Source organism: Lactobacillus sp. XV13L (assembly GCF_059900875.1).
Window position 1 is genome coordinate 82,368 of record NZ_JBWXGD010000002.1, and the last position, 26,676, is coordinate 109,043.

The 26,676-nt window shown below is 52.5% G+C and carries 16 protein-coding genes and 2 tRNA genes; 2 read left to right on the plus strand and 16 right to left on the minus strand.

Going from position 1 to position 26,676, the window contains the following annotated elements; translation table 11 throughout:
• Positions 1-52: 52 nt before the first annotated feature.
• From rpoC to AC2JF6_RS02570, 5 genes are all read right to left on the minus strand, one after another.
• On the minus strand, positions 53-3,718 hold the full coding sequence (rpoC, locus tag AC2JF6_RS02550) for a DNA-directed RNA polymerase subunit beta' (RefSeq protein ID WP_500729192.1): 3,666 nt from the start codon (positions 3,716-3,718) through the stop codon (positions 53-55).
• Between the two features lie 16 nt (positions 3,719-3,734).
• A complete protein-coding gene (rpoB, locus tag AC2JF6_RS02555; protein WP_500729193.1) occupies positions 3,735-7,376 on the minus strand; it encodes a DNA-directed RNA polymerase subunit beta in 3,642 nt (1,213 codons plus the stop codon).
• A 208-nt stretch (positions 7,377-7,584) separates the two neighbouring features.
• Complete coding sequence (locus AC2JF6_RS02560; RefSeq protein WP_500729194.1) at positions 7,585-10,086, minus strand: ATP-dependent Clp protease ATP-binding subunit; 2,502 nt, start codon at positions 10,084-10,086, stop codon at positions 7,585-7,587.
• Positions 10,087-10,336: 250 nt separating this feature from the next.
• Positions 10,337-10,410, minus strand: a tRNA-Pro gene (locus AC2JF6_RS02565).
• Between the two features lie 45 nt (positions 10,411-10,455).
• Positions 10,456-10,527 (minus strand) — tRNA-Gly (locus AC2JF6_RS02570).
• A 238-nt stretch (positions 10,528-10,765) separates the two neighbouring features.
• On the opposite strand from AC2JF6_RS02570, the gene AC2JF6_RS02575 reads away from it, so the two are divergent.
• A complete protein-coding gene (locus AC2JF6_RS02575) occupies positions 10,766-11,596 on the plus strand; it encodes a DUF2785 domain-containing protein (RefSeq protein WP_500729195.1) in 831 nt (276 codons plus the stop codon).
• 219 nt (positions 11,597-11,815) lie between these two features.
• The gene (locus AC2JF6_RS02580; protein ID WP_500729196.1) at positions 11,816-12,472 is read left to right on the plus strand and encodes a hypothetical protein; all 657 of its coding nucleotides are present in this window, start codon (positions 11,816-11,818) and stop codon (positions 12,470-12,472) included.
• Between the two features lie 80 nt (positions 12,473-12,552).
• On the opposite strand, the gene lysS is transcribed toward AC2JF6_RS02580, so the two are convergent.
• The 11 genes from lysS to mfd all read right to left on the minus strand — a co-directional run bounded on the left by lysS (position 12,553) and on the right by mfd (position 26,676).
• Positions 12,553-14,094, minus strand: coding sequence for a lysine--tRNA ligase (gene lysS, locus AC2JF6_RS02585; RefSeq protein ID WP_500729197.1), 1,542 nt, complete (start codon positions 14,092-14,094; stop codon positions 12,553-12,555).
• Entirely contained in the window at positions 14,095-15,129 is a 1,035-nt protein-coding gene (gene dusB / locus AC2JF6_RS02590) for a tRNA dihydrouridine synthase DusB (RefSeq protein ID WP_500729199.1), read from the minus strand.
• Between the two features lie 103 nt (positions 15,130-15,232).
• Positions 15,233-15,859: a histidine phosphatase family protein gene (locus AC2JF6_RS02595; protein WP_500729200.1), complete on the minus strand. Its 627-nt coding sequence runs from the start codon at positions 15,857-15,859 to the stop codon at positions 15,233-15,235.
• Positions 15,860-15,981: 122 nt separating this feature from the next.
• Entirely contained in the window at positions 15,982-17,559 is a 1,578-nt protein-coding gene (locus AC2JF6_RS02600; protein WP_500729201.1) for an ATP-binding cassette domain-containing protein, read from the minus strand.
• 56 nt (positions 17,560-17,615) lie between these two features.
• Complete coding sequence (hslO, locus tag AC2JF6_RS02605) at positions 17,616-18,488, minus strand: Hsp33 family molecular chaperone HslO (protein WP_500729203.1); 873 nt, start codon at positions 18,486-18,488, stop codon at positions 17,616-17,618.
• Between the two features lie 45 nt (positions 18,489-18,533).
• Positions 18,534-20,774, minus strand: coding sequence for an ATP-dependent zinc metalloprotease FtsH (gene ftsH, locus AC2JF6_RS02610; protein WP_500729204.1), 2,241 nt, complete (start codon positions 20,772-20,774; stop codon positions 18,534-18,536).
• Between the two features lie 86 nt (positions 20,775-20,860).
• Positions 20,861-22,120: a tRNA lysidine(34) synthetase TilS gene (gene tilS, locus AC2JF6_RS02615; RefSeq protein ID WP_500729205.1), complete on the minus strand. Its 1,260-nt coding sequence runs from the start codon at positions 22,118-22,120 to the stop codon at positions 20,861-20,863.
• Positions 22,110-22,475, minus strand: a complete 366-nt coding sequence (locus AC2JF6_RS02620) for a S1 RNA-binding domain-containing protein (RefSeq protein WP_500729206.1) — start codon at positions 22,473-22,475, stop codon at positions 22,110-22,112. Before AC2JF6_RS02620 ends, tilS begins: the two co-directional genes overlap by 11 nt.
• Entirely contained in the window at positions 22,475-22,852 is a 378-nt protein-coding gene (locus AC2JF6_RS02625; protein WP_500729237.1) for an FtsB family cell division protein, read from the minus strand. Before AC2JF6_RS02625 ends, AC2JF6_RS02620 begins: the two co-directional genes overlap by 1 nt.
• Before the next feature lie 75 nt (positions 22,853-22,927).
• Complete coding sequence (locus AC2JF6_RS02630) at positions 22,928-23,170, minus strand: RNA-binding S4 domain-containing protein (protein WP_500729207.1); 243 nt, start codon at positions 23,168-23,170, stop codon at positions 22,928-22,930.
• Between the two features lie 14 nt (positions 23,171-23,184).
• Positions 23,185-26,676: a transcription-repair coupling factor gene (gene mfd, locus AC2JF6_RS02635; protein ID WP_500729208.1), complete on the minus strand. Its 3,492-nt coding sequence runs from the start codon at positions 26,674-26,676 to the stop codon at positions 23,185-23,187.

Below are 26,676 nucleotides of genomic sequence, written 5' to 3' on the forward strand. Positions count from 1 at the left end.
AACAAAAGAAGCGTTCCTGCTCTTTACAAGCAGAAACGCTTCTTAAATTATATTAGGCCTGAGGTTCCTTCGTCTCGTCAGCCTCTTTCATCTTCTTTTCAATGTCAGCGATTGAATAGACGGACTTCGGCTTCTTAACGTCGGATTCGGGTTCCATGTTCCGGTAAACCGGAAGACCGGTACCGGCAGGAATAATCTTGCCGATGATAACATTTTCCTTTAATCCCAGCAGCGGGTCGTTCTTGCCCCGAATAGAGGCGTCGGTCAGAACCCGGGTCGTCTCCTGGAAGGAAGCGGCGGACAAGAAACTGTTCGTCTCAAGGGCAGCCTTGGTGATACCCAGAATTACGCTCTGCGCAGTCGCTGGAATGCCACCCGAAATGATCACAGACTTGTTGCGCTCCTTGAACTGGTCGATATCCATCACCTCGCCCGGAAGGAGGGTGGTCTCGCCCGGATCAAGGATACGGACCTTTTGCAGCATCTGTCTGGTCAAAACCTCGACGTGCTTGTCGGAAATATCCACACCTTGCATCCGGTAAGCCTTCTGGACTTCAACCAGGATGTACTCTTCGGTCGTCAGCGTGTCGGTAACCTGGATCAATTCCTTCGGGTCGACCGAACCAAGCGTCAGCTTGTCGCCGCGGCGCACTTCGTCACCCTCGGCAACCGCCACTGAGGCGGTGTAAGGTATGCTGTAGCTCCGAGTATCGATCCTGCCCTTAACGGTAATTTCACGCGTGTGTTCCGCCGGATTCTCCTGGATTGAATCAATGGTCCCATCGACCTCGGAGATGATTGCACGACCCTTAGGGTTACGTGCCTCAAACAATTCCTGCACACGCGGCAGACCTTGAGTAATATCTTCAGCACCGGCAACACCACCGTTGTGGAAGGTACGTAGCGTAAGCTGGGTACCCGGTTCACCGATTGACTGGGCAGCAACAGTGCCGACTGCTTCACCAACCTCAACCTCTTCACCGGTTGCCAGGTTCATGCCGTAGCACTTGCGGCAGATGCCGTGGGAGGTGTCACAAGTCAGAATCGAACGAATCTTGACGTTCTTGACGCCGGCATCACAGATTTCGTGCGTCAATTTTTCATCCATTAATTCGTTGGGACCAACAATTGCCTTGCCCGTCTGCGGGTTCTTAACCGTTTCTGCGGTAAAGCGACCCAACAGCCGGTCATAAAGCGGCTCGATCAGTTCATCGCCTTCCATAATGGCGTGAACGTTGATGCCCCGGTCAGTACCACAGTCATCATCACGAATGATGACGTCTTGCGCAACGTCGACCAGCCGCCGGGTCAGATAACCGGATTGTGCGGTCTTCAGGGCCGTATCGGTCATGCCTTTCCGGGCTCCGTGGGTAGACATGAACAGTTCCAGAACAGACAGCCCTTCCTTGAAGTTGGAGGTAACCGGAATTTCGAACAGCCCACCGTTTGGCGTAGCCATCAGGCCCCGCATCCCGGCCAGCTGGGTAAAGTTGGAGATGTTACCCCGGGCACCGGAATCGGCCATGATGGTAATTGGGTTCCGTGGATCGTAAATCTGTGCGATTTCATCCTGAACCTGGTCCTTGCATTCGTTCCAGATGCTGATAACCCGGTCATGCCGCTCTTGTTCGGTAATCAGACCACGTCTGAACTGCTTGGAAACAACGTCGACTTGCTTGTGGGCCTTGGCCACCTTTTCGTCCTTGTCATCAATCTCAGGAACATCGGTCATGCCGATGGTGATGCCCGAAGTAGTGGAACTGGTGTAACCCAGCGTCTTCAGATCATCGAGGTATTCTGACGTCCTCTGTACCCTGTAGTACTTGTAGATTGTGGCAATGGAATCAGACAAAAATGACTTCTTAAACGGCGTGGAAATAAGTTCGCCCGCAACCGTGTCGATCTTCTCGTGAATATTCTCGCCCGGCTCCAAGAAGTACTTGGAATCAAGCGGATTGTTCAGGTTTTCTGCGGTCGGCTCGTTAACGTAGAAGTAGTCTTGCGGGAAAATCTGGTTGAAGATTACCCGCCCGTAAGTCGTAATGAAGATGCTGTGCTCATAGCCCTTCGGCCACGCCTTTTCTGGCATCGAATCAGCGGAAATACCAATAATCGTGTGGTAGTGGATGTCGCCGTTGTTGTAAGCAACCGTTGCTTCAGCAGGAGAATTAAAAATCATTCCCTCGCCTTCACGGCCCTTTTCGGCTTGGGTTAACCAGTAGTTGCCTAAAACAATATCCTGTGAAGGCGTCACGATTGGCTTACCGTCTTTAGGTGCCAGGATGTGGTGGGCCGCAAGCATCAGCAAACGTGACTCGGCAACCGCCTCGTCTGACAGCGGAACGTGAATGGCCATCTGGTCGCCGTCAAAGTCGGCGTTGTAGGCTTCACACGCCAGCGGGTGCAAACGGATAGACTTGCCCGGAACCAAGACCGGTTCGAAGGCCTGGATACTCAAACGGTGCAAAGTAGGTGCCCGGTTCAAGAGAACCGTTCTTTCCTTAATGACGCTTTCCAGTACGTCCCAGACGTCGTCATCCTCGCGGTCAATCTTGCGCTTGGCACTCTTGATGTTTGAAGCAAGCTTGCGCTTAACCAGTTCGTGCATAACGAACGGCTTGAACAGTTCAAGTGCCATCGGACGCGGAACGCCACACTGGTAAAACTTGAGCTTAGGCGAAACGTCGATGACAGAACGACCGGAGTAATCGACACGCTTGCCCAGCAGGTTTTGACGGAAACGTCCCTGCTTACCCTTCAGCATGTGTGAAAGTGACTTCAGCGGACGGTTACCCGGCCCGACAACTGAACGACCCCGGCGACCGTTGTCAATCAGCGCATCGACTGCTTCCTGCAGCATCCGCTTCTCGTTCTGCACGATAATGTTGGGCGCATTGAGGTCAAGCAGACGCTTCAGCCGGTTGTTGCGGTTGATAACCCGGCGGTAAAGGTCGTTGAGGTCGGAAGTCGCAAAGCGTCCACCTTCCAGCTGGACCATTGGACGCAAGTCCGGCGGGATGACCGGTACCGCGTCAATGACCATCCATTCGGGCTTGTTGCCTGAATTATTGAAGGCATCCAGGATGTCCAGACGTCTGATTGCACGTGTCCGCTTCTGGCCGGTAGCCGTCTCCAGCTCCTTGCGTAGCTCGGTTACTTCCTTAGCCAGGTCCACCTTGCGCAACAGGTCCCGAATCGCTTCGGCCCCCATCTTGGCGGTAAAGCGGTTGCCGTACTTGGCTTTTTGCTCACGGTATTCAACTTCAGTCAGGAGCTGCTTGAATTCAAGGTCGGTATCACCCGGGTCAATCACAATGTACGCGGCAAAGTAAATGACCTCTTCAAGCAGTCTGGGCGACATGTCGAGTATCAATCCCATCCGGGACGGGATGCCCTTGAAATACCAGATGTGAGTTACCGGTGCGGCCAGTTCAATGTGACCCATCCGTTCTCTTCTAACCTTGGAGGAAGTAACCTCGACCCCACAGCGATCACAAACGATGCCGCGGTACCTTACGCCCTTGTACTTGCCACATGCACAGGACCAGTCCTTGGTCGGCCCAAAGATCCGCTCATCAAACAACCCGTCTTTTTCGGGCTTAAGCGTCCGGTAGTTAATCGTCTCTGGCTTCTTAACTTCGCCGTAGGACCAACTTCTAATCTTGTTCGGTGATGCAAGACCAATCTGCATGCTTTCAAATTTATTTACGTCGATCAAAAGTTTAACCTCCTAATTATTTAGAAATCTTGTTGTCATCATCGGACTCATCTACAGGAGTTTCGGCTTCTGCCGGTTCTTCTGCCTCGCCATCTTCTGATTTTGCGGTTTCTTCGGCCAACTTCTTCTTTTGCTGCTCTTCAGCCATCTTCGACAGCGTGTCAATGTTCAGGTGTTCGTTAGAGTCATCGTCCATGTCGCGCAGCTCGATTTCCTTGTGATCCATGTCAAGAACACGAATATCCAGTCCGAGGGACTGGAGTTCCTTGACCAGAACCCGGAAGGATTCGGGAACACCAGGCATTGGAATTCTTTCACCTTTGACAATTGCTTCATAGGCCTTCACACGACCAACGACGTCATCGGACTTGTAGGTCAAGATTTCTTGAAGCGTGTAGGCGGCACCGTAAGCTTCCAGTGCCCAAACCTCCATTTCACCAAACCGTTGGCCACCAAATTGCGCCTTGCCGCCAAGAGGCTGCTGCGTAACAAGTGAGTAAGGCCCAATTGAGCGGGCGTGAATCTTGTCGTCAACCATGTGCGTTAGCTTCAGGTAATGCATGATGCCAACGGAAACACGGTTATGGAATGGTTCACCGGTCCGGCCATCGTACAAAACGGTCTTGCCGTCCTTATCAATGCCAGCCTTGTGGACCGTGTCCCAAACGTCGTCTTCGCTTGCACCGTCAAATACTGGCGTTGCAACGTGAATACCAAGGCTATTGGCAGCACGCCCCAGGTGCAATTCCAAAAGCTGTCCGATGTTCATACGTGAGGGAACACCCATCGGGTTCAAACAAATATCAACCGGCGTACCATCTGGCAGGTACGGCATGTCCTCTTCCGGAACAACGGCCGCAACCGTACCCTTGTTACCGTGACGTCCGGACATCTTGTCGCCGACCTGAATCTTACGCTTCTGTGCAATATAGACGCGGACCAATGTGTTCACGCCAGGCGCCAGTTCATCGCCGTTTTCACGGGTGTAGACCTTGACGTCGCGCACGATCCCGCCGCCGCCGTGAGGCACGCGCAAAGACGTATCGCGGACTTCACGGGCTTTTTCGCCAAAGATGGCGTGCAGTAGACGCTCCTCGGCCGAAAGCTCAGTTACCCCTTTAGGCGTAACCTTGCCCACCAGAATGTCGCCGTCGTGCACTTCGGCACCGATGCGGACGACGCCGTGCTTGTCGAGGTCCTTGAGTGCGTCCTCACCAACGTTAGGGAGTTCGCTCGTAATTTCCTCGGGGCCAAGCTTCGTGTCGCGGGCCTCGGACTCGTAGTCTTCAATACTGATCGAAGTGTACACGTCGTCTTTAACCAGGCGCTCCGACAGCATGATGGCATCCTCATAGTTGTACATGTTCCAGGTCATGAAGGCGATAACCGGGTTTTGCCCGAGAGCAAGCTCTCCGTGGTCCATCGTTGGACCGTTACCGATAACTTCGCCCTCTTCAACCTTGTCGCCGAGCTTAACGTTCGGTGTTTGGTTGTAAGACTTGGAGTTATTAGACCGGCGGTACTTTTCAAGCGTGTACTTGTCCAACGTGCTGTCTTCACGTCTAACCCTGATTGAATTAGCATCGACGTATTCAACCGTACCGGCTGCCTTAGCTAAAACCGCGGCACCGGAATCGTGCGCTGCCCGGTATTCCATACCGGTACCAACGAGCGCACTGTGCGGATTGATTAGCGGCGCAGCCTGACGCTGCTGGTTGGCACCCATCAGCGCACGGTTGGAGTCATCGTTTTCCAAAAACGGGATACATGCCGAAGCGACCGAAACCACTTGCTTGGGGATAACGTCCATATAGTCAATCTTGTCCGGACTGACCTCAACGTTGTCTTCCTTGTGCCGCGCCAAAATCAAGTCATCCTTAAAGGAACCATCGGGATTCAAACGCGTGTTTGCACCGGCAATAATATAGTTATCCTCAACATCAGCGGTAAGGTAGTCAATCCTGTCGGTTACCTTGTGCGTCTTCCACGAAACGCGGCGGTACGGCGTTTCAATGAAGCCATACTTGTTAATTACCGCATACGTAGCCAACGAGTTAATCAAGCCAATGTTAGGGCCTTCCGGCGTTTCAATCGGACACAGACGACCATACTGGGTATAGTGTACGTCACGGACCTCATAGCCGGCACGGTCACGGGTCAAACCACCAGGTCCCAAGGCAGACATCCGGCGCTTGTGCGTCAATTCGCCCAGGGGGTTATGCTGGTCCATAAACTGTGACAGTTGTGAGGAACCGAAGAATTCCTTGATGCTGGCAACAATCGGCCGGATGTTGATCAATTGCTGGGGGGTCACCGTTGACGGATCCTGAATTGACATTCTTTCCCGAACAACCCGCTCCATTCTGGCCAGTCCAATTCTAAACTGGTTCTGCAGCAGTTCACCAACACGACGGATACGGCGGTTGCCTAGGTGGTCAATGTCATCGGTGTTGCCAATTTCATCCTGCAGCAGCAGGAAGTAATTGATTGACGCCAGAACATCGGCCGGCGTCAAATACTTGACGCTCTTGTCAATGTGACCGTTAGAAATAAGCTTAACCACACGTTCTGGGTTAACCTTAGAGTATACCTTGATTTCCTGAACGTTGATGGGATCCGGCAACACGCCTTCCTTTGAAGGCTCGTAGGTAACCATCTTAAAGTCATCCCGGTCAAGGTAGTCCTCAAGTGTTTCCATTAATTCATGGGTAACAACCGTGCCCTTCTTGGCAATAATTTCACCGGTGTCGGGGTCGGCCAGGGTTTCGGCCAGGGTCTGACCATACAGGCGGTTCTTAAGGGATAATTTCTTGTTAACCTTGTAACGGCCTACCGGCGCTAGGTCATAGCGGCGGGGATCAAAAAAGCGTGCGTATAGAAGCGAACGTGATGAATCAGTCGTCTTCGGTTCGCCCGGGCGCAGCCGCTCGTAGACATCCTTCAACGCCTCGGCAACGCGCGAATCGGCTGGATTCTTGTGCACATCCTTTTCCAGCGTGAACTGCAGGGTGTCACTCTGACCGAACATATCGAGGATTTCATCGTCTGAACCGATTCCAAGTGCCCGAATAAAAACAGTCAGCGGCAATTTACGGGTACGGTCAACCCGGACGTACGACACATTCTTGGCGTCGGTCTCGTATTCTAGCCATGCACCCCGGTTAGGAATGACGGTCGTGCCAAAAATCTGCCGGCCGTTCTTGTCATAGTCTCCAGAATAATAGACGCTCGGCGATCTAACTAACTGAGAAACAATTACTCTTTCGGCACCGTTGATAATGAATGAACCTGATTCGGTCATTAGCGGCAGGTCACCGAAGAAAACTTCCTGCGTCTTGATTTCACCGGTCTTTTGGTTGGTTAATTTCAGGGTGACGTTCATCGGTGCGGCATAGGTCGCATCGTGGTCCCGTGCTTCATCTACAGTATACTTGGGCTTCTGCAGCTTATAGCCTAAGTATTCTAAGGAAAGCTTGCCCGAAAAGTCACTAATTGGCATAATATCGTCAAAGACGTCTTTAATACCTTCATCCAAAAACCATTGATATGATTCGGTCTGGACATCGGTCAGGTTAGGCAGCTTCAGCACTTCTTTAATGCGGGAAAAACTGCGCCTAGTACGATGTTTGCCAAAATTCACTACGTGTCCATTTAACAAGGAGAAACATCCTTTCTGTCAGAGAAAGCTAATATTACATTTCGATTACAATTTTAAAAAGGGGTGATTTTAGGCATAAAAAAGACAAAAACAACATTGTCGTTTTTGTCTTTTATTATTTTGCTGGACAATATATCAGCAAAATCCTGAAAATCAGCTTTTTAATCACGTTTAACCATAACAAAAAACTTTTTTGATGTCAACGGATCTACCTTGCGCCGATCAAACTGTCCTCATTTGCATGCACAATGTCAAACTTCAGCTTATTGTGACTGCAGCCAATCTTTAACAAGTCGCCGGCCCCGAGGGCGCCCTTGACCAGCATTGAGGCAATCTCATCCTCGAAGTCGGTCTGAATCGCGCGGCGCAGCGGTCGTGCGCCCATCTCAGGGTCGTAGCCGTCCCTAACAACCTTATCGAGCGCCGCCGGCGATATCTTCAGGCGAATCTCCTGCTTGTGCAGGCGGTCGATCAGCTTGTGCGTGAGCAGCGTGACAACCTGACGCAGCTGCTTCTGGTCCAGCTCGTCGAAGATAATCGATTCGTCAATCCGGTTCAAAAACTCCGGCCGAAAGAACTGCTTCAGCGCCTGCTGAACGCGGTCGTGCCGCATCTTGGCCATACGGGTATTGTCTGCCGAAAAGCCAACCGTCTTCGTCTCAAACAGTGAACGCGAACCCAGGTTGGACGTCATGATGATAATCGTGTTCTTGAAGTCAACCTTGCGTCCCTTCGAGTCGGTCAAAAAGCCGTCGTCAAGAACTTGGAGCAGCAGGTTGAACACGTCCGGGTGGGCCTTTTCAACCTCATCCAGCAAAACAACGGAATAAGGGTGGCGCCGGACCTTCTCGGACAACTGACCGCCCTCATCGTAGCCAACGTAGCCGGGGGACGAGCCAATCAGCTTGCTGCTGGCTACTTGGTCCATGTACTCGGACATGTCAATCCTAATCAGGTTGTTTTCCGAGCCGAAGACGGCCGCCGCAATTGCTTTGGCCAGCTCCGTCTTGCCAACGCCAGTCGGCCCCAGGAATAGGAAGGAACCAATCGGTCTGTTCTCGTCCTTGATGCCGCTGCGACTGCGCCGGACTGCCCGGCTGACCGCAGAAACGGCCTTGTCCTGCCCGATGATCCGCTTGTGCAGGTCACCTTCAAGGTTGGCCAGCTGCTTGGATTCATCGCGGTTCATCTGGGTTACGGGAACGCCGGTCCAGTTAGAGACAACCTTGGCAATGTCTTCGGGCTGCACCATGGCCTTGCCCGTAATCGTCTTTTCCAAACGGTCGTCCAGCTTGTTCAGCCGCACCTGCAGGCTGTTCTGCCGGTCCTGGAGCTGGGCCGCCTTCACGAAGTTTTGGTTAACCGCGGCCTGATTCTTCTGGTCCACGACCTTTTTTATCTGCTCGGCAACCTGCAGCATCTGGTTGTTCGAGCCCTTGCCCGAACTAATCTTGACGGCCGCACTGGCCTCGTCAACCAGGTCGATTGCCTTGTCCGGCAAGTAGCGGTTAGAAATATAGCGGCTGGACAGGTCAACCGCACTTGCCAGCGCCTCATCCGTGATCTTGACGTGGTGAAACTTCTCGTACTTGGGCTTCAGGCCGGTTAGAATTGCCAGCGACTCCATGCGGGACGGCTCATTCAGCCGCACAATCTGGAAGCGCCGGGCCAGGGCCTGGTCCTTTTCCACGTATTTTTGGTATTCATCAAAGGTTGTGGCGCCAATCATCTGAATGTCGCCGCGCGCAAGGGACGGCTTCAGAATGTTGGCCGCGTCGATCGAACCTTCGGCACCGCCCGCACCGATTAGCGTGTGCATCTCATCCACAAAGAGAATAATGCTGCCGTCCGCCGTGATTTCCTTGATGATCTTCTTCATCCGGTCCTCAAACTCGCCACGGTACTTGGTGCCCGCAACCAGACCCCCAAGGTCCAGCGATACCACCTGCTTGTCCAGCAGGTCGCGGGGCACCTTTTTATTAACAATCGCCGTTGCAATTGCCTCGGCGACCGCCGTCTTGCCGACGCCCGGCTCACCAATGAGCACCGGATTATTCTTGTTGCGCCGCGAAAGAATTTCAATCACGCGTGCGACTTCGCGGTCGCGCCCAATCACCGGGTCAATCTGGCCGTTCTCGGCGCGTGCGTTCAGGTTAACCGAGACCTGATCTAAAGTCGGCGTGGAGCTCTGCGCACTAGGCGCGTTGTAGTCGGGGCCGTTAAAGCTGGACCAACCGTTATCATAGGACTGACCGCCCCCGCCGAGGTCCTCCTCGTCCTCGCCCAGGCTGTGGAGAATATCGCTGCGCAGCCCGTCGAGGTCAATGCTGAGGTTGCGCAAAATGACTGAAGCCAGGACCTGTTCGTTGAGAACCAGGCCCAGCAGGATGTGGCAGGTTCTAATCTTGGCTGAGCCCTCACGTTCGGCCAGGGTGCCCGCATAGGCCAAAACCATGCTGAGGCGTGGCGACATTTCCATGTACGTGGTCTTGCCGGCCGACCCGTAGCCCGTGTAGCGCTCAATCTCTTCACGGATTGCCTTCGGTGTTGCTCCCCACGCACGCAGGTCCTTGCCCGCCTCACCATCGGATTCAATGACCATTGCAAGCAGCACGTGCTCGGTGCCGATCAGGCGGTGATGGAACGCCTGCGCTTGCTCGCGTGCAATTTCCAAGACTTGATTTGCACTGTTAGTATAAGATTTTTTCATTATTGCACCACCTTTCAAATTGACGTGTTTATACTATAAACTTTTTTGCCAGAATGTAAAATATTATGTTCTTAATTCTTTTACCGTCAAAAACATTGCAACCATTATATCAAAGACTACTTTGTGATGCTAATTTTCCACCTTTGGCGAAGCATTATAAAGAAAAAGGCCCGGAAGTGCATGATCGAACACAAAAAATGCCTTCATGCCAACGATTCAAACCGTTAGCACAAAGGCAAAATTCCCATTATCGGGAAAACAGGATTCGAACCTGCGACCTCTACGTCCCGAACGTAGCGCTCTACCAAGCTGAGCTATTTCCCGTTTAATAAAAAGGCCCACCCCAAGCGGTGGGCTCTTTTTAGATAGAGCGGAAGACGGGATTCGAACCCGCGACCCCCACCATGGCAAGGTGATGTTCTACCACTGAACTACTTCCGCAAGACAAATATTATTATAGCAAATCGGTCCCAGTTTGCAAGTGCTTTTTGCAAAAAAATCTAAAAAAATATTCTGCTTGCAATAAGGCCCGGCTTATCAAGCTTTGCAGCGGCCAGTTTTTTTGCACCGTCCCGCCTTGCCCTGCTTGACGCACCGTTAAAAACGCTTGACGGCCATCCGTCGTTTGGGCTATCATTTCTTAACCACACATTTTTGATTTTGAAAAAGGAGCCACCCAATGCAGACATCCCTAGAAGAACTTTTACAATCAGACACCCCAGCTTTCCGCTTCACGGATGCGCAGGTCGCCTTCATGCTGCAAAACGTGGGCAGCCTCGACCCCCACCTGCGCGATGACCTCATCTACAGCCTCTTTGCCCGCGGCTTTGCCGGGGATGCCTTCACCAAGAAGCAGGTAGAAACAATCATTGCGACGTTTATTAATGAGGAAAACCTGTTCAGGGGCATCGATGAGCCCGAAAATGACCTGGTCTTCTTGCGCACCTTCAGCGCGCTGCTTGGCAGCCTGCTGTTAGAGAAAGACAACGAGCAAAACATTCTAACGGATAAAAAGCGGCAGCTCCTGTTTGACTGGAGCGTTGCCTACCTGGTCCGCGAAAAAGACTACCGCGGCTTTGTGACCGGCAAGGGCTGGGCCCACGCCGTGGCGCACGGCAGCGATTTACTGGGCGCAGCATTCGGTCACAAGGATTTTACAACAAGTGATAGCGCAAGACTCTTTGCACCGATTGAAGCGATTTTCCACAACATGCAAACGCCCTTCGTCGACGACGAGGAGCAGCGCCTCGCCTATGCCTTCTACCAGGGCGTCAGCGTCGGCAATGTCGCTGGTGCCGACTTTAAGCACTTCATCTGCCGCTTCGATGATGAACTCTACCAGCAGCTAGACTGGCAGAAGCAGTCGGACTGGTACCGCCTGTCCAGCTGGCTGCGCCTACTGCAGAACTGGTACTTTTTCTTTTCAAGGCAAAAAGATATTCAGGATTTGTTAGCAGACAAAATCTACAAGCACTACGAAAAAATGGGCTATGACGTTTGCAAAAAGTAAGACCACCGCACTCGGTGGTCTACATTATCATTTGTTAATTTGTTAAAAAGTATTTAATTAGCCCGTTTTCCTTTGATATGCCTGAAGAATACAAACCACTCATAAACAAAATCAACAACTGCAATATCAAATTGCTTTATTTACTTCTGATATAAATGAGATACAATTGATTTAATCATATATTAAAGGGTGAAAATATCCGTGAAGAGGGGAACGGTTATGAACAGAGTATTTAAGTTAATAATGGCCCTAATGCTGGCAGCAGTCCCGGCAACCGTAATGGCGACTCATAATGAAACCAAGGCTGCACAAGTGTCATGGCCTAAAGATGTAACTGCCAAAGCTTGGACCAAGCGTTTAGCCAAGGCTGGTTATGTTTTCAAACTCCCCAATGCTAACAAAGGAGTTTTGTATAAAAACACTGCGGCTAAAGGCGGTAATTCATACAGTAAAAAAGTACTCCAAAAAATTGTTCGACAGAATACCCTCTTCAAAGTAACGCGGGTATCAACGGTAAAAAATTCTGTAACTGTTGATTTGGTCTCACAAGATGGCAAGTATAAGGGTTATACGAACTATGTGAATGGTATTTATAATAAAAACTTGCTTAACAAAGATCTCCAGCCGCTAATCAAGGCGGAAATAAAAGTGATTAGAGCTAAAGGTAAGAAAGCTAAAGCAAATGAACTGAAAATAGTAAATGGTTTAGCAGCTGCTTTAACTGGCGAAAATCAAAAAATAGCTCTTGCTTCAATTAAAGAGCTAAAGCAGCTCATCAGGCATAACAATGACCTTTCAAAGGTTCCAGTTCTTTTAATTGGTCGTTATCCTGGCAACTTGCTAGAATTTAATCAGATTGGCCCGGTAAAAGAATAGCCGACTATGATAAAAAATAAATTAGTCCTTATACAAAAAGAAGACGAACTCAAACTCGTCTTCTTTTTCTCTATCAATTATTATTTGTTCTTCTTTTCCAAGTCGGCGCGCACCTCGCGGTCGATGTCCTCAACCTTTTCCGGACGCATCGTCGGGAAGAGCAAGACGTCGCGGATAGCCGGCGCATCGGTCAAGAGCATGACTAAGCGGTCGATGCCGATTCCGAGGCCGCCCGTTGGCGGCATGCCGTATTCCATGGCCCGGAGGTAGTCCTCGTCGATCATGTCGGCCTCGTCGTTGCCGGCTTCACGCTCGGCCATCTGGGCCTCGAAGCGCTCGCGTTGGTCGTCGGGGTCATTGAGCTCGGAAAACGCGTTGCCGTATTCCTCGCCCATGATGTAGATTTCAAAGCGGTCGGTGAAGCGCGGATCGTCTGCGTTTTTCTTGGCCAGCGGGGAAATCTCCACCGGGTGACCGTAAACGAAGGTCGGATCAACGATGGTTTCCTCGCAATACTTTTCAAAGAAGGCGTTGATGATGTGGCCCACGCCCCAGAAGCTCTCGACCTGAATCTTGTGGTCGCGGGCAATCTGCTGCGCTTCTTCCAGGCTCATCTTAGGCCAGAAGTCGACGCCGGTCTTCTCCTTGATCAGGTCAACCATGTGCACGCGCCTAAACGGCTTGCCCAAATCGATTGCGGTGCCCTGGTAGGTTACCTTGCCGTCGTCTGATACAACGCTGGCAGCGGCCCGGATAATGCCCTCCGCCTCGTCCATGACGTCGTGGAAGTCCCAGTATGCGGCGTAGGTTTCTAGCTCGGTAAATTCCGGGTTGTGGTGCGTGTCGAGGCCCTCGTTTCTGAAGACCCGGCCGATCTCATAAACGCGTTCCATGTCCCCGACAATCAGGCGCTTAAGCGGCAACTCGAGCGCGATTCGCATGTACAGGTCAATGTCCAGTGCGTTGTGGTGGGTAACAAACGGCCGCGCCTCTGCGCCACCGGGAATGTTGTGCAGAACCGGCGTCTCAACTTCCAAAAAGTCCTTCTTGTTCAAGAAGTCGCGGATGGCCTGGATGATCTTGGTCCGGTGGACAAAGCGTTCATAGCTGGCCCGGTTGGAAATAAGGTCAAGGTAGCGCTGGCGGTAGATCTGCTCAACGTCTTTCAAGCCGTGATACTTGTCCGGCAAAGGCCGCAGGGCCTTGGACAGGAACGTGACGTGCAGTGCCCGGATGGTCAACTCGCCCGTGTCGGTCTTCATGACCTCGCCGTCAATGCCCAGGAAGTCGCCGATGTCAGACTTTTTGAAAATCTGGTAGTTGTCTTCGCCCACCATGTCCTTGCGGACGTAAATCTGAATCTTGCCGGTCCGGTCATACAGGTCGGCAAAGCCAACCTTGCCCTTGCCCCTTTTTGCCAGCATGCGCCCGGCAATCTTGGTCTTCGGCAGTTTTTCGTTCAGTTCATCCTTGTCTTCGTCCTGGTACTTCTCGTTCAGGGTGCGGGCCAGGTCTTGCCGGTCGAACTTTCTCATGCCGAAGGGTTCGATCCCCTTTTCCCGTAGCTCCTGCATCTTTTGGCGACGAACAATCAACTGGTCGTTCATTTCATTCTTAGCCACTTACTTTTCCTCCATCATTTTTCTTTCACTTCGGTCAGCTCTCTGCGCCTGCCGCTTCTCGTAGTCTTCGACAAAATTATCAAGCAGATCATATACTTCCTGGGCCGTCCACACCTCGTTTATTCTAGCGCGGGTGCGGGCCGAACGCGGAACGCCCTTCAGGTAATAGGCGGCCTGCTGGCGAAATTCCGGCACGGCAATCTTCTCGCCCTTGAGTTCAACCAGACCCTGCAGCTGGTGCTCGGCGGTTGCCACCCGCTCGCGCACGCTCTGCGGCGCGAGCTTTTCACCGGTATCAAGGTAATGCACCATGTCCTGCAGAATCCACGGGTTGCCCAGAGCAGCCCGGCCCACCATGATCGCGGTCGAGCCGATTTCCTTGAGCGCCTTGGCCGCTAGTTCGGGCGTTCTAACGTCGCCGTTGGCCACAAAGGGCACGTCGAGCACCTGGGCAACGTCGTGCAGCGTCTCCCAGTCGGCCTCGCCCTGGTACATCTGCTTGCGCGTGCGGCCGTGCATGGCAATCATTGCGGCACCCGCTTCCTGGGCGGCCAGTGCGTTCTCAACGGCAAAAATGTGCTTGCGGTCCCAGCCAATCCGCATCTTAACGGAAACGGGCTTGGACACGTTTTGCACAACTTTATGCACCATCTGGTAAATCTTGTTGGCGTCCAGCAGCCACTTGGAGCCCGCGTCGGTCTTCGTCACCTTGGGCACCGGACACCCCATGTTAATATCAATAATGTCGGCCGCAGTATGCTGGTCAATGTATTGTGCCGCTTCCAGCAGCGTCTCCTCGGAGCCACCGAAAATCTGGATGCTCATCGGGTGTTCGCGCGGATCAACCTTCATCATCGACATCGTTTTCTTGTTCCGGTAAATTATTCCGTGATCGGAAATCATCTCGCATACAACCAGCCCCGCACCGTATTCCTTGCAAATTATGCGGAAGGCCGCGTTGGACACGCCGGCCATGGGCGCAACAACCACCCGGTTGGGAATAGTTATATCGCGAATTTTCCAGCTATTATCCACCAAATCATCCCCTTATATCTTTCATAATGATAACAAAAAGCGCCCCTTAAGCAAAATCACAAGGCGCGGACTAGGCAAAAACCCGTCCACCCGCAGCAGCCAATTATTTTTTAATAAAGAACTTGCCCGGCGCTACCCGGTTGTAGTAGCGCAGGAACGCCTTCTTGCTTTGATCGTCAACCGAAATATTGGTGACGCCGGCGTTCTGCACTTCCCCAATGGTCGCAATCTCTGGAATATTCAAAATGCTCTGGATCAGCGACCGCGAAGCCGTACCGTGAAAAACCAGGGCCACGGATTCATTTGCGTGCTTTTGCACCAGGTCATGCCAGAAGTCGGTCAGCCGCTGGGAGAGATGCTCGTAGCTTTCGCCCGTTGAATAATCTGTGTACTTTTCGTTAAAATAGCCCAGTTCATCGAAGACCTGCGGGTACTTGGCAATGATGTTCTGAATGGATTCGCCGTCCCAGTTGCCGTAATCCATTTCCTTCAAGCGGTCATCAAGGATAATTTCGTGCCTGCCCTGGTCCAAGATCTCGGCTGTCTGCTTTGCCCGCTTTAGGGGACTGGCGTAGACATAATCAATCTTGCCCAGGTCGAAGCTGTCGCGCAAGGCTTCGGCCTGCTTAATTCCCGTTTCGTTGAGGGGCAGGTTGGTACGCGACCCGTTGATGGCATCGGTCTTGTTCGTATCCGTTTGACCGTGACGCACAATATACACGTTTAGCATTAATTACACTCCTTCTTTCTAATTCAAGTCAACCCTTCTATTATAATCAAAATTGGTACTTACCGCACCCCTTAATTGGGCAAAGACATGCTTTAGCAGTGGACTAGTCTTGAAAACGGAAGTCAGTCTTCCGGCAGCTGGACCACATCATCATAGTAATGCAATTCGGCATTGCGGTGCACAACGCTGATTACCGTCGCCCCGGGCAGATATTTTTTGATCATCGAGTAGACGTTTGCAATCGCATTTTCATCCAGGTTGCTGGTAAGTTCGTCAAGCAGCAGAACCTGCGGTTTCGTCACAAATGCACGTAAAAACAAAATCTTTTGTTCCTCGCCGCCTGAGATCCTGTTCTTGAAATCGCCGGGCGTCTTGGTCAACAAATCTTTTTCTGAATGAATCAAGGTGTCCAGCCCAATTTCTTTTACCAGTTTAAAAACGAGGCCCGCATCAACCGTATTGTTTGGATAACAGATATTAGCCATAATTGAGCGGTTAAAGAGGGGAGCGTCTTGCGCCACATACATCATTGTTGGCCGCGCCTTGAAGGGAAAGATTACCCAGCCCGCTTCTAACGGATAAAAGCCGACCAGTATTTTGATCAGCGTGCTCTTGCCCTTGCCATTGGGACCCACCACCGCGGTTAATTTGCCTTTTGGAAAGCGCAGGTTCAAGCCTCTAAAAAGCGGCCGGTGGCTGTCGTAGGCATAATCAACATTTTCCACGACAACGGAATTTTCCGCAGGAGCATATTTGAAGCGCATTTCTGAATCAGCATTGCTTTTACCATACTCGAGCTCCGCCAGACCCGACCGAATACGATTGAGGAACTCCTCAATCGCCAAGTACTGGGTACCAAAGCCAGACAGGTTTAACACCGAATACAACAGAATCAGCACAACTGAGAGCGATTCGCTCCCACTTGCACCGAAAAGATACTGTCCGAGCATGGCAATAACACAGGCCAAAATAACAATTAAGAATTGTTGAAAGAGAGCGGCTTGGTTGGTAATATTCTGCACCCCCTTGAAGGTCGTTTCTTCACTTGTAAGAACCTGATCCATCTTTCGACCTTCAAATTCATTAGACCTGCTCGACAAAATCGTCTCCACATTCCGGTAATAATCAATGATATACTCATTGACCCGGGAGGCACTCTTCAGTGAGGCCGCAATATTCTTCCGGTTGCGCCGCGCCATTCCAATGGAAATCAGCATGTAGCCCACGAAAAAAAGCAGGTAGAGCAGACCCAGTAGCAAGTTCTGACTGGCAAGTATGATTGTATACATAACAAGCATTACGCCCAATTGAACAAGCACGCCGAGACTTGTCTGCTCCAGTTCGCGGCACGCAAAGGAGACGTCCTTAATGTAACTCTGAACCTTGCCGACGGGCTGGCGTGCAAAGTAGCTAAACGGTTTGCTTGTAACCGTGGCCCACAATTCCTGTTTGGAGTACTTGCGGGTGGCCTGGACAAACGAATTATTGCAGCAATTAACTAGCGGCAGCACCATAAGCGAAACTGCCAGAGCCAATAATACCAACACTTTTAGCCGCTTATTGCCCTGGGCAAACAACTGCGTAATCAAAAACGGCTGCAGGAAGAACAGGGCGTAGCCCAGAAATAAAAACAGCATGAAGGCGGCTATTCTGCCCCTGCCAATTTGTTTAATTATTTTTTTGAAATAAGTCCGGATCATGTCCCTCACCCCCAGCTTAATTACGAGCGTCCCAGAAAAACGTGCTGATCACGCCCCTATTTTTTCGCCAGTATCGCCTTCAGCTCGTCTTCGGTGTAATGATACTTGCTTTTGCAGAAGCTGCAAGTCAACTCCGCACCGTGATCTTCGCTAATCATCGCTTTTAATTGGCTGGCTTTGATCGTTGCTAAGATTTTACCATACTTTTCCTTGGAACAATCACACTTGAAGGCAACCGGATCCTTTTCCAGGATTTTGCGATCGGGACCTAGAATTAGGGTCGCCAATTTTTCGGGCGTCATTCCACCCAAAAATGCGGTAGAAAGTGCCGGCAACTCATTAATCCGCGCAATCGTTGCATTAATCAGACTATCGCTGGCGCCGGGAAGGGCCTGCAGCATGAATCCGCTGGCCTCGCCAATCGTATTGTTGGGGTTGACGAAGACGGACAGACCCACTGCCGACGGAATCTGTTCGGACTTCGTCAGGTAATAGGCAATGTCTTCGGCAATCTCGCCCGAAACAATCGGCACCTGCCCCGTGTATGGTTCTTTTAGCCCCAGGTCCTTCGTCACCTCAAGCCAGCCTTGTCCAACTGCCTTCTTCACGTCAATGTGCCCGTTTTTTTGCGGCGGCAGCGCAATGTGCGGATTTTTCACGTAGCCCTTCACCGTCAGGTCCGCCTTGGCCGTGACTACCGTGGGACCGACCGGTCCGTTGCCGAGCAAGCGCACCGTTAATTCTTCTTTGCCCGTCAGTTCCGCGCCCGCAAGCAGCACGCTAGCAACGAGGCTGCGGCCTAAAACGGCCGAAGAAGCCGACCAGGTGTCGTGACGCGTCTGTGCTTCTTGTACCAAATCCTTGGCCGTGATTGTCAACAGCCGCAGATTCTTCGTTTTGTCAATCGCTCTAATCAAATAATCGTCCATCGTATTTCTCCCCAAAAAAATAGGGCCCGCGGGCCCTATTAATTATTAATCTTGGTGGTCTTCTTCATCAGAATCATTCTGTGGAGCAGCTTTTTTACCATCAGGCGCAGTTGAAGTTGGTTCCTTATCAGCGGAAGGTGCGGATTCGCGGGGGAATTCCATCTTTTCGGGATTCTCCGGATTCCTTTCTTCCGTTTGCTGGTTCTTTTCTAACGGCGTCTCAGGCTTAGCGTCTGCTTCAGAAGGCTTGGCTGCGTCTGTCTGGTTCCCTTGGGAATCGGCAGAAGTGGCCTTGGTGTTTTCCTTCTTCTCAGCGGCGGCCTTGGCTTCTTCATAGGTCAGGGCCTTGGATTCGCTTGGATATTCCTGCTCAGCTTTTTCAGGCATTTTCCCAGTGGTGTAAAGCGACATGATCTGCTTCTCATCCAAAGTTTCATACTTGAGCAGCGCTTCCGCGATGATGCGGTGCTTTTCGCGGTTGTTCTTAACGATTTCAACCGCCTTGGCGTGCGCCTCATTAAGCAGCTCCTTAACCGCCTCGTCGATCTTAGCGGCCGTGGCCTCACTGTACTGCTTGACCCCGTAAGGGTTGGTTTCACCCTCTTTTTCGAGTTCAACCATGCCCAGCGAATCGGTCATGCCGTAGTTGACAACCATGCTGTGGGCGATCTGCGTTGCCTGTTCGAAGTCGTTGGACGCACCCGTTGACTGGTCGCCAACAACCACTTCTTCACCGGCACGACCACCCATCAGTCCTACGATTTGCTCCATCAACTGTTTCTTAGTCAAGAGGAACTGGTCGTCTTTGGGCAGCATCAAGTTGTAGCCGCCAGTACGGCCGTGCGGGACAATCGTAACCTTGCGGACAGTCCGTGAATCGCTTAAAACCAGCCCGCAGATTGAGTGACCAGCCTCGTGGAAGGCGACCCTGCGCCTTTCCTTCTTTGAAATCAAGCTGTTGCGCTTGGCCGGGCCGGCAATCACCCGGTCCTCGGCCTCGTCAAGGTCAGCAGCCCCGATTTCGCCAGCATTGCGCCGGGCAGCCAAAAGTGCGGCCTCGTTTAGCAGGTTGGCCAAGTCAGCACCGACAAAGCCGGGAGTCTGCCGCGCAATTTCCTTCAGGTCAACGTCAGCGGCCAGTGGCATATTCTTGGCGTGCACGCGCAAGATGGCCTCACGTCCGCGCACGTCGGGACTGCCGACCAGCACCTTGCGGTCAAAGCGACCGGGACGCAGCAGCGCCGGGTCCAAAACGTCGGAGCGGTTGGTAGCAGCGATGACGATTACGCCCTCGTTGCCCTCAAAACCGTCCATTTCAACCAGCAACTGGTTCAGCGTCTGTTCACGCTCATCGTTGCCGCCACCACTGGCATTGCTGCCACGGCGCCGTCCAATCGCGTCGATTTCATCAATAAAAATGATACTGGGACCGTTCTTTTTGGCGTTGGTGAACAAGTCACGGACGCGGCTGGCACCGACACCGACGAACATTTCAACGAAGTCGGAACCAGAAATGGAGAAGAACGGCACGTTGGCCTCGCCCGCTACCGCACGCGCAAGCAGCGTCTTACCGGTACCCGGAGGGCCTTCAAGCAAGACGCCAGATGGAATCTTGGCGCCGAGTCGCGTGAATTTAGCCGGATTTTTCAAGAATTCAACAACTTCGACCAACTCCTGCTTTTCTTCCTCTTCACCAGCAACGTCGGAAAAGCGGACCTTATTTTTCTTTGGATCCTCCGGCTTAACGTGCGAACGGCCAAAGTTCATGATGCCGCCATTGCCGCCGCGGCCACCGCCGCTGCTCTGGCTGATCATCATCCAAAGCATGACAATGAAGAGAACAGTCGGAACAAGCATGACGATGGTCGAGATCCAGTTGCCCGACTGCGACTCGCCCTGGGTTGTCATCTTGGTGCTGCTCTTTTGCGCCAATTCCTGCACGTTGGCAACACTGGAATCATTCTGCAGCATCGTCGTCGAAAAGCGTTCGACCTTCGAAGAGGAGCGGCCGCCAAAGAAGTCAAAGCTATTCTTGGACTGGGCCTTAGTATCCTGTGCTTCCTTATAATTGCCCGTAACGGTGTAGATGCCGTTTGCCGGCTGCACGCTAAAATTCTTAACCTTGCCATCGCGCAGGTCCTGGACAAATTCTGAGTAGCTGATATTTTCGCTGCCGCCAGAATTATCGGACCCACCGAGTGCCCAATTGATTCCCCCTAATAATAAAAGGAAAACGATTATATAGAATAAACCGTTTGAAAACAGCCGATTCCGGTTATTTTTCATAAAAAACCTCCGCAAAGTTTCTAGAGATACACGAATAAAAGTTTAACATAAATTTCACTCACACTCTAACATTTTATATTTTCTTATTAATTGCTTGCGTATAAATAATATTCCTGCAAATCGGCCCCGCTGCTCTGCCTGCTGTATGTCTGCTCAACGTAGACGGCGACGTCACCTTCATAGATCGTCAGGCAGTATGGGCGCAGCCTGCCGGGAATTGCCGCCTGGGCAAACTTCTTCTTGCCCTTAGCGTGCTGACCGTTTTTAAGCAGCAATTTCTTGCCGGGTGCGAGCGGTCCTGCACTCAGTTTCGCGTTAGCGCGCACAAAGAGCCGGCCCAGCGGCTGGGCTTGGCCCCTCTTGAACTTGGTAAGCACAAAGCGGCGACGCCCAAATGCAAATTCACGTTCCGGCACAACGAAGCTGATTGCGGGCTGGGGCGGCAATTTCCGGGGCAATAGGTAAAAATAGCCCTGATACGCAATTAGGTCAAAACGGCCCAGATTTTCGTTCACGCGGACGTGCCACGTGCGCCAGATGAAGTACTGCCAAAAAGAGAGTCGATCTGCTTCATCCATAGCGCGCAGAGTGGCTTGCGGCAAGCGGAACGCGACGCCCAAAAACGGCGTCGGCTGCCCTAGCTGCGTAAACGTGCGGGCAACGATGCTTGCCATCTGGTTGACCCGGCGGTTAAAGCGCAGGGCGCTGCGCCCGATGTGGGGATTTTCACGCTTAAGCACGGGAATCACCTGGTGGCGCAGCCGGTTGCGCAAGGCCTCATCTTCGTTGTTGGTCTCATCGATGACAAACGGGATGCCGCGGCTGCGGACGTAAGCCAAAAGATCGGCCTTCTCCAGCGTCAAAAGCGGGCGCAGGAGCAGTGCCCCACGCCAGCCGCTTACGGCCTGCAAACTATTCATCTCGCTAGGATCACCCGAGCGAATAAACTTGATCAGGATATTTTCCAGCAGGTCATCGCAGTGGTGGGCGGTTAGCAGGTAGTCACCGGCGTTTTTGTGCATCACCTGCGCCAAAAAATCGTAGCGGTAGCGGCGCGCCGCGGCCTCCACGCCGCTCTGGGGGTGCAGCGCTTGCGGCCAGGTGCCATGCACGACCTTAATCTGCTTTTTGCCGCAGTACTGGTCGATTGCTGCGGCCTCACGAAAAGAGTCGGGCCGCAGCCGGTGGTCGAGGTGGGCGGCAATCAGGTGAAAGTGCTGGTCGTCCTTGATGGTATTGAGCATGTCAAGTAGAGCCATCGAATCGGGGCCGCCGCTTGTTGCCACCACCAGCGTCTTGTTTTTCAGGCACAGGTTGTTCCTGCTGAAAAAAGCCTCAATCCGCATAACTGCTCAACTCTTGCTGCAGCTTCTCAAGCTCTTTTTGCGCATCCGCCACGGTCTGAGTCAACACCGGCAAAAATTTTTCTTTCTCCACGTTTGTAAATGGATTTGTCCGGTCAACCAGCGCAGCATCGTTAACGCGCATTTTTGACAGTGCAAGCTTCCCCTGACGGTTGGCCGTGACCACCACGCGCACCAACTGCCCCACCCGGTAATTGTGCCGCTCGCGGGCCCAATTATCGCCGAAGTCACTGTGGTGAATCAGCCCCGTGGCTTTCTGCGGAAGCGTCAAAAAGATGCCGAGAGCGCTAATATTGTTGATTACGCCCGTAACGCGCTGTCCAACTTGGTACTTCATTAGTCGTTATTTCTGTCCTCAGGCAAATTATAAACTTTTTCGTTCGGCTTCGAGTATAAGAACTTGGACCGAACGAGCTTGGCCACATAATCCGGATCCTTCAGGTCATCCCGCTTGGCAGCCAAAGTACGCTTCTGGCTGTTAACCTTGTTCAGCGTCTTCTTGGAGGCGTGCACCCGTTCGTTAATCTGGTTCGTCTGTGCGTGCGTATAAGCAATCTGGCCGCCCAAAACCGCAAAAATCACCACAAAAACAGCAATTATCCGGTTGCGCCGAACCCGGTGTACCTCTTTTGCCCTTTTTTCCTGCTTGCGCCGCAGACGGGCAAGCTGCTCCTCGGGGCTGAGTGAATTATAGATGCGTGGACCCTTCATAATTTCAAACCTCTATTACTAAAACAATACCCCTTAATTATAACAAGGGCCCCACCAAAAGTCATTAAATAGCGGGCATTAATCGACCAATTCATAGAGCTCGCTTGCTTCTGCCTTCTTGGTCGTCTCCCTGACCTCGCACACCCTGGCCTTGACCTTCCTTGCACCGTAGCCGACTTCGATTACGTCGCCCACCTTGACGTCGTAGCTCGACTTGACGACGTGCTCATTGACCTTGATCCGGCCCTGGTCGGCCATCTCTTTAGCGATGGGACGGCGTTTAACCAAGCGGGAAACCTTTAAAAACTTGTCAATTCTCATTTCAATACCTCGTTTTACCTTTGAATAATAGCGCTCGCCGCCGTCATGAACTTGGTCAGTTCATTGAATAGTTGGCGGTTATGCATGTCTTTGCTCGTTTCAAGCAGCACCACCATCGTGTGCTGCGGCGTTAAGGCGATTTTAGCCTTAAGCGTCACGTGCTCCAGTGCCTTAAAAATATTGGGCCCGGCGAGTTCTTTTGCCGCCGCTGGCTGAAACTCAACCCTTACCTGCTGGTTTTTCCTGATGATGCCCAGCGCCTGCGCACTGTCCGCTGCCGCCTTCAGTTTCGAAATGGCCAGCAGGTTTTCAACCGGCTGCGGGTAGTCTCCGAAGCGGTCAATCAGTTCATCCTGAATCTGTTCAACCTCGGTGGCATCCGCAGCCTTGATTTTTTTATAAAATTCGATTTTTTCTTCCTGGTCGCCAATGTAGCTTTCGGGAATGTAAGCTTCAAGTCCCAGGTCAACCTCTGCGTTGCTCTTCTTGACCTTTTGCTTACCCTTGCGCTCCTTGACCGCATCGGCCAGCATCTGTGCGTACAGGTCATAGCCGACACTGTCAATGAAGCCGTGCTGCTGGGCCCCCAGCATGTTGCCGGCGCCGCGGATCGATAGGTCGCGCATCGCAATCTTGAAGCCGCTCCCCAGTTCGGTAAAGTCACGGATGGCGTCCAGCCGCTTCTCGCCGACCTCAGTCAAGACCTTGTTAGGCTGGTACAAGAAGTAGGCGTAAGCCAGCCGAGCGCTGCGGCCGATGCGGCCCCGCAGCTGGTAGAGCTGACTCAGGCCGTAGTGGTCGGCGTCCTCAACAATCATCGTGTTGACGTTGGGCATGTCGATGCCCGTTTCAATAATGGTCGTCGTCACAAGAACGTCAAATTCCCGGTTTAAAAAGCGGTAGAGCATGTCTTCCATCAGGTTCTTGCTCATGCGTCCGTGGACGCTGGCAATACGGGCAGTTGGCAGCAGGTTTTGCAGCTGGTTGACCACCTCATCGATATCGCCGATGCGGTTGTGCAGGTAAAACACCTGGCCGTCCCGCTGCATTTCGCGCAGGCATGCATCCTTGATCACGCTGGGAATCTGTTCCATGACGTAGGTCTGAATCGGGTAGCGGTTAGATGGTGGCGTCTCCATGACCGACAGGTCGCGCACGCCGACCATTGACATGTGCAGCGTCCGTGGAATCGGGGTCGCCGTCAGCGTCAAAACGTCAATGTTGGCCTTCAATTCCTTCAACCACTCCTTGTGCTTAACGCCGAAGCGCTGCTCCTCATCAACGATTAAGAGGCCCAGGTCCTTGAACTTGACGTCTTTAGACAGGATGCGGTGCGTCCCGACGACCAGGTCAATCTTGCCGCTCTTTAAGCCCGCAACGGTTTTTCTTGCTTCCTTGTCCGTTTGAAAGCGTGACAATACCGCATAATTGACCGGAAAGTTTTTGAAGCGGTCCTGAATAGTCTCGTAGTGCTGCTGGGCCAGGATGGTTGTCGGCACCAAAAAGGCCACCTGCTTGTTGTCCTCGATTGCCTTGAAGGCGGCACGCAGCGCCACCTCAGTCTTGCCAAAGCCAACGTCGCCCACCAGCAGCCGGTCCATGGGCTTGGATTGTTCCATGTCGCTTTTGACCTCTGCGATTGACCGCAGCTGGTCCGGCGTCTCCACGTATGGAAAAGCATCCTCAAACTGCCGCTGCAGCTCATCGTCCGGTGAATACGCAAAGCCCTTTTCGGCCTCACGCTTGGCATACAGGTCAATCAACTCGTCCGCAATGTCCTCGACCTTGGACTGCACGCGGTGTTTAGTTTTGGCCCACTCGCTGCCGCCCAGCTTGTTAATGTGCGGCGTCTTGCCCTCACTGGCCACATATTTTTGGACCAGCTTCAACTGGTCGGCCGGCACAAACAGCTGGTCGCCGTGCTGGTAGGTAATAGTAATGTAGTCACGCTTGGTGCCGTTGTTTTCAAGCGTCTTGATGCCCTCGAAGCGTCCGATACCATGGTTCACGTGCACGACGTAATCGCCCGGCTTCAGCTCGGTGTAGCTGCGCAGCCGCTGCGCGTTCTCCAGCGTCTTGATGCGCCGACTGTGGTGCGTCGTCTTGTTGAACAGTTCGTGCTCGGTCAGGTAAACGAGGTCGCTTACGGGCAGGGTAAAGCCACTGGCAAAGCCGTTAACCGTAATCTGTACGTGCCCCTCGATCAGGTCATCAGCGCTGACAACCGGCACGTCCATTCCAAAATCAGCAAGCGTCTGGCTGATTTGCCGGGCCCGCTTGGCATTATCGGCCTGCAGGATGACCGTTTGGCCCTTCTTCTGGTAGGACTCCAGTTCTGCCTTAAGCAGGGGCATCTGACTAAAAAACTGCTCGGGTTCACGCGTCTGCCAGTCAAGCAGCTGACCCAAGCGAATGCGTCCAATACTCCTTTGGAAAAGCGAAAAGTAAATGTGGTGGTGCTTGTCCTGCGCCCAGTTGCGGTAGAAATCCGCACGCAGTTCCTGACCCGGCAGCATGGCACCGGTCTTTAATTCATCATCGATAAAGCCCGTGTTTTGCTGGTCAACGGTTTTGACCGCCTGGTCGATCAGGGGCCAGTCATCAAGCATGACCAGTCCGGTGTCATCCAAGTACTCGAGCAGATTGCTCGGGTGCGCGATCAAGAAGTCAACGAGAAATGCATAGTTCGGCGGCAGCGTGCCGGCATTCAATTCTTCCAGAAGCGGGGCAAAGTGGTTGTGGACCGCCTCTGCAGGCGCCGGTGCGTTTGCCATCGCCTTGTCTATTGCGGCAGTGGCACGCTTAAATTCACCCGTTGAAAATACCCGGTCCTGGGCCGCCGCTACCGCTACGCGCTCCAGTTCTTTCTGGCTACGCTGGCTTGCCAGGTCAAATTCCTTAACCGAATCCACCTCATCGCCAAAGAATTCTATCCGCACCGGATTCTCACGGTCCAGCGGGTAAATATCCAAGATATCGCCCCGCAACGCGAATTCGCCGGGCTTTGCCACCAGGTTCTCGCGGCTGTAACCCGCACCCACGAGCCAAGCGGTCAATTCGGATAATTCATACTCAAAGCCGGGTGCAAGCGTGCGGTGGACCTTGGCGTAATCTGCGGGTGCAGATAGTTTATACTGCAGGCCCTGGGGTGTCGTAACGACGATTCCACTCTGCTTGTGCAGCAAAAAATTGAGGGCCTGGATCCGACTGCTCAATTCATCGGGTGAGCTTACCGCCGTTTGCGTCGCAATCGTTGCGTCAACCGGAAAGGTCTGCACGCTTCCCTCCGGCAGCAGTGCATTCAGTTCACTGAAGCGTTTTTGCGCCTTGTTCTCGTTTTCTTCAATCAAAAGCAGCGGGCGATTGAGCTTAGTGACAATCTGCATTAAGAAGAGGCTAAAGGCACCGGCGTTGGCGCCCGTGAGCAGTGAATTATTGACCTGCGTGGTCTTGGTAATAAAATTGGTTAAATCGCGGTCTTTTTCGATTAGGTCTGTTAAGCGCAT